Origin of the sequence: Enterobacter sp. CM29 (assembly GCF_013179605.1) — a bacterium.
Lineage (GTDB): Bacteria > Pseudomonadota > Gammaproteobacteria > Enterobacterales > Enterobacteriaceae > Enterobacter > Enterobacter intestinihominis.
This window is the reverse complement of sequence record NZ_JABMCU010000283.1, coordinates 1-4060: the sequence shown is the minus strand read 5'-3', so window position 1 is coordinate 4060 and position 4060 is coordinate 1. Positions and strand designations below refer to the sequence as shown.

6 protein-coding genes and 1 pseudogene are annotated in these 4060 nt (G+C 54.2%); 6 read left to right on the top strand and 1 reads right to left on the bottom strand.

Annotated elements, in window-relative coordinates; genetic code table 11:
• Positions 1-99 (bottom strand): heavy metal-binding domain-containing protein (locus HP459_RS21850; protein ID WP_171936827.1); only part of this gene is annotated, 99 nt, incomplete at its 3' end.
• Between the two features lie 97 nt (positions 100-196).
• On the opposite strand from HP459_RS21850, the gene HP459_RS21845 reads away from it, so the two are divergent.
• From HP459_RS21845 to HP459_RS21820, 6 genes and pseudogenes are all read left to right on the top strand, one after another.
• On the top strand, positions 197-715 hold the full coding sequence (locus HP459_RS21845) for a lipoprotein (RefSeq protein ID WP_022647580.1): 519 nt from the start codon (positions 197-199) through the stop codon (positions 713-715).
• Between the two features lie 226 nt (positions 716-941).
• A complete protein-coding gene (artP, locus tag HP459_RS21840; protein WP_006809439.1) occupies positions 942-1670 on the top strand; it encodes an arginine ABC transporter ATP-binding protein ArtP in 729 nt (242 codons plus the stop codon).
• Between the two features lie 18 nt (positions 1671-1688).
• Entirely contained in the window at positions 1689-2420 is a 732-nt protein-coding gene (gene artI, locus HP459_RS21835) for an arginine ABC transporter substrate-binding protein ArtI (protein WP_006174322.1), read from the top strand.
• A gap of 6 nt (positions 2421-2426) precedes the next feature.
• Positions 2427-3143 (top strand): arginine ABC transporter permease ArtQ, encoded by a 717-nt coding sequence (artQ, locus tag HP459_RS21830; protein WP_003858367.1) that lies wholly within the window; start codon positions 2427-2429, stop codon positions 3141-3143.
• Entirely contained in the window at positions 3143-3811 is a 669-nt protein-coding gene (artM, locus tag HP459_RS21825) for an arginine ABC transporter permease ArtM (protein ID WP_022647579.1), read from the top strand. Before artQ ends, artM begins: the two co-directional genes overlap by 1 nt.
• A gap of 173 nt (positions 3812-3984) precedes the next feature.
• A pseudogene (locus HP459_RS21820) lies at positions 3985-4060 on the top strand (arginine ABC transporter substrate-binding protein); the annotation flags it as partial.

Genomic DNA, 4060 nt, shown 5'->3' with positions numbered 1-4060 from the left:
CCGGAAGATGTTGGCACCCAGAATCGCCTCACCGGTGACCACGCCGCAGTACTCGGTAATGGGTTGACCTTCCAGGGTTGGTGTTGTTGAAAATTGCATACTTCCTCTCCGTCTTTAGCGTTCAATGCGTTAGCAACTGCATTATCGGTTCGTTACGCTATGATTGAAAGGATAGTTAATAAATAAGGAAATCAACATGCGCTACTCTGCTTTAACGCTTTTAGTGCCCTGCGCGCTGGTGCTCAGCGCCTGCACTACGCCGGTCACGCCAGCCTTTAAGGATATCGGTTCCCGCAGCGGCCCCTGCATTGAGGGCGGCCCGGACGCCGTGGCGCAACAGTTCTATGATTATCGCATTCAGCATCGCGGTAATGACCTCACCGCCCTGCGCCCGTACCTGAGCGATAATCTGGCGAAACTGCTTAATGACGCCTCGCGCGATCCGCAGCAAAACGCGCTGCTTTCATCCGATCCGTTCTCCAGCCGCGCCACGCTGCCGGACAGCGCCGACGTCGCCAGCGCGTCCACCATTCCGAATACCGACGCACGGAATATTCCTCTGCGCGTGAAGCTAACCCAGGGGACGCAAACCTGGCAGGATGAGGTGCTGATGATCCGTGAAGGCCAGTGCTGGGCAATAGATGATGTGCGCTACATTGGCGGCAGCGTTCATGCTCCGGCGGGCACCCTTCGCCAGTCGATTGAGAACCGCTAACGCATACGTTAAATAAACGTTAACCCCGTAAAATGTCCGGCATTTCATGCGGAATGCCGACATTTATTCTCGCCCCCCTTTCCCGTCGCTATTTTGTGCTATGTTTAAGAGGAAACACGGGTTATATTTAACTTTTAACGCAGAAATATTGCATAACTATTCTGTCAACGGTACTATCTGCGGCCTCAATTGCTATAGATTGCCTGGATGAGTAAAGACTGCCCCGATGAGTATTAAACTAAACGGCATTAACTGCTTCTACGGCGCACACCAGGCGCTGTTCGACATTACGCTGAGCTGCCCGGAGGGCGAAACGCTGGTTTTGCTCGGCCCAAGCGGCGCGGGAAAAAGCTCCCTTCTGCGTGTTTTAAATCTGCTTGAAATGCCCCGTTCGGGAACGCTGGCCATCGCCGGTAACCATTTTGACTTCGCGAAAACCCCTTCTGATAAAGCGATTCGTGAACTGCGTCAAAACGTGGGCATGGTTTTCCAGCAATATAATCTCTGGCCGCATCTGACGGTGGTGCAAAACCTGATTGAAGCCCCGTGCCGCGTGCTTGGCTTAAGCAAAGACCAGGCGATGGCGCGAGCTGAAAAGCTGCTGGAACGTCTGCGTCTGAAACCGTACAGCGACCGTTATCCTCTGCATCTCTCTGGTGGTCAGCAACAGCGTGTGGCGATCGCCCGTGCGCTGATGATGGAGCCAGCGGTGCTGCTGTTCGACGAACCAACCGCAGCGCTGGACCCGGAAATTACTGCCCAGATCGTGAGTATCATTCGTGAACTGGCGGAAACCAACATTACCCAGGTCATCGTGACCCACGAGGTGGAAGTGGCGCGCAAAACCGCCAGCCGCGTGGTCTACATGGAAAACGGGTATATCGTTGAGCAAGGTGATGCGAGCTGCTTCACCAACCCGCAAACCGATGCCTTCAAAAACTACTTATCACACTGATGTGTTAGGGAAATTATAATGAAAAAAGTATTGATTGCCGCGCTGCTTGCTAGCGTCAGCCTTTCCGCTACCGCAGCCCAGACCATCCGTTTCGCCACTGAAGCGTCCTACCCTCCGTTTGAATCCATTGATGCGAACAACAAGATTGTTGGCTTCGACGTGGACCTGGCAAATGCCCTGTGTAAAGAGATCGACGCGACCTGTACCTTCAGCAACCAGGCGTTCGACAGCCTGATCCCCAGCCTGAAGTTCCGCCGTATCGACGCCGTGATGGCCGGTATGGACATCACTCCGGAGCGTGAAAAGCAGGTTCTGTTCACCACCCCTTACTACGACAACTCGGCGCTGTTCATTGGTCAGAAAGGTAAATACGCCTCCGTTGACCTGCTGAAAGGCAAGAAAGTCGGCGTGCAGAACGGCACCACGCACCAGAAATTCATCATGGATAAGCACCCGGAAATCACCACCGTGCCGTATGACAGCTACCAGAATGCGAAGCTGGACCTGCAAAACGGCCGTATCGATGCGGTGTTCGGGGACACGGCTGTCGTGACTGAATGGCTGAAAGCGAACGACAAGCTGGCCGCCGTGGGTGACAAGGTGACAGATAAAGACTACTTCGGTACAGGTCTGGGTATTGCCGTACGTCAGGGCAACACCGAGCTGCAGCAGAAATTCAACGCTGCGCTGGAAAAAGTGAAGAAAGACGGCACCTACGAAACCATCTACAAAAAATGGTTCCAGAAGTAATTCCTGATGAATGAAATTTTTCCTTTAGCAAGCGCCGCCGGGATGACCGTCGGCCTTGCCGTTTGTGCACTGATTATCGGCCTCGTACTGGCGATGTTCTTTGCGGTGTGGGAGTCCGTTAAGTGGCGCCCTGTCGCATGGCTCGGTTCAGCGCTGGTAACTGTGCTGCGTGGACTGCCGGAAATTCTGGTGGTCCTGTTTATCTATTTCGGCTCCTCACAGCTGCTGTTAACGCTGTCGGACGGCTTTACGATTAATCTCGGCTTTGCGCAGATCCCGGTGCAAATGCAGATTGAGAACTTCGACGTCAGCCCGTTCCTGTGCGGCGTAATTGCGCTCTCCCTGCTCTATTCGGCCTATGCGTCACAAACGCTGCGCGGCGCGCTGAAAGCGGTACCGCAGGGACAGTGGGAATCCGGTCAGGCGCTGGGCCTGTCGAAAGCGGCGATCTTCTTCCGCCTGGTGATGCCGCAGATGTGGCGTCATGCCCTGCCAGGGCTGGGCAACCAGTGGCTGGTACTGCTGAAAGATACCGCGCTGGTGAGCCTGATCAGCGTGAACGATTTAATGCTGCAAACCAAAAGTATCGCCACCCGTACGCAGGAGCCATTTACCTGGTACATCGTCGCGGCGGCTATCTACCTGGTGATCACGTTGCTGAGCCAGTACGTTCTGAAGCGTATTGATCTGCGCGCAACGCGTTTTGAACGGAGACCAGGCTGATGCTGGATTATTTACCCGAACTGATGAAAGGGCTGCACACCAGCCTGACGCTGACCGTTGCGTCTATCATCGTAGCGCTGATCCTGGCGCTGTTCTTCACCATCGTCCTGACGCTGAAAACGCCGGTGCTGGTGTGGATTGTCCGTGGCTACATTACGCTCTTTACCGGTACGCCGCTGCTGGTGCAGATCTTCCTGATTTACTACGGTCCAGGGCAGTTCCCGTCGTTACAGGAATATCCGGTTATCTGGCATTTGCTCTCTGAGCCATGGCTCTGCGCCCTGATAGCTCTCTCACTGAACAGCGCGGCCTATACCACGCAGCTGTTTTACGGCGCGATCCGCGCGATCCCGGAAGGCCAGTGGCAGTCCTGCGGTGCGCTGGGCATGAGCAAGAAGGACACGCTGGCGATCCTGCTGCCATACGCCTTTAAGCGTGCGCTCTCTTCCTATTCCAATGAAGTCGTTCTGGTGTTCAAAAGCACCTCTCTGGCCTACACCATCACCCTGATGGAAGTGATGGGCCACGGGCAGCTGCTGTACGGACGTACCTACGACGTGATGGTGTTCGGTGCGGCGGGTCTGGTCTATCTGGTGGTCAACGGTCTGCTGACGCTGATGATGCGTCTTATCGAGCGTAAGGCGCTGGCGTTTGAGCGCAGGAATTAATCACGCCAATGCATAAAACGGTATTCATTGAGCGGGTAACCTGATGGGTTATCCGCTTTTTTTTGCAACAAAGGCAATATTTAATCATTTTTATTGCATATAAATTCAGTAGATGGCATTGTATATCCAGGCCGCAGACACGGCGCATAAATAAGACAGACGGGAGCATTACAATGAAAAAGTTAGTTCTGGCCGCATTACTCGCAACCTTCGCCGCAGGCGCATCCGCCGCAGATAAAATCAATTTTG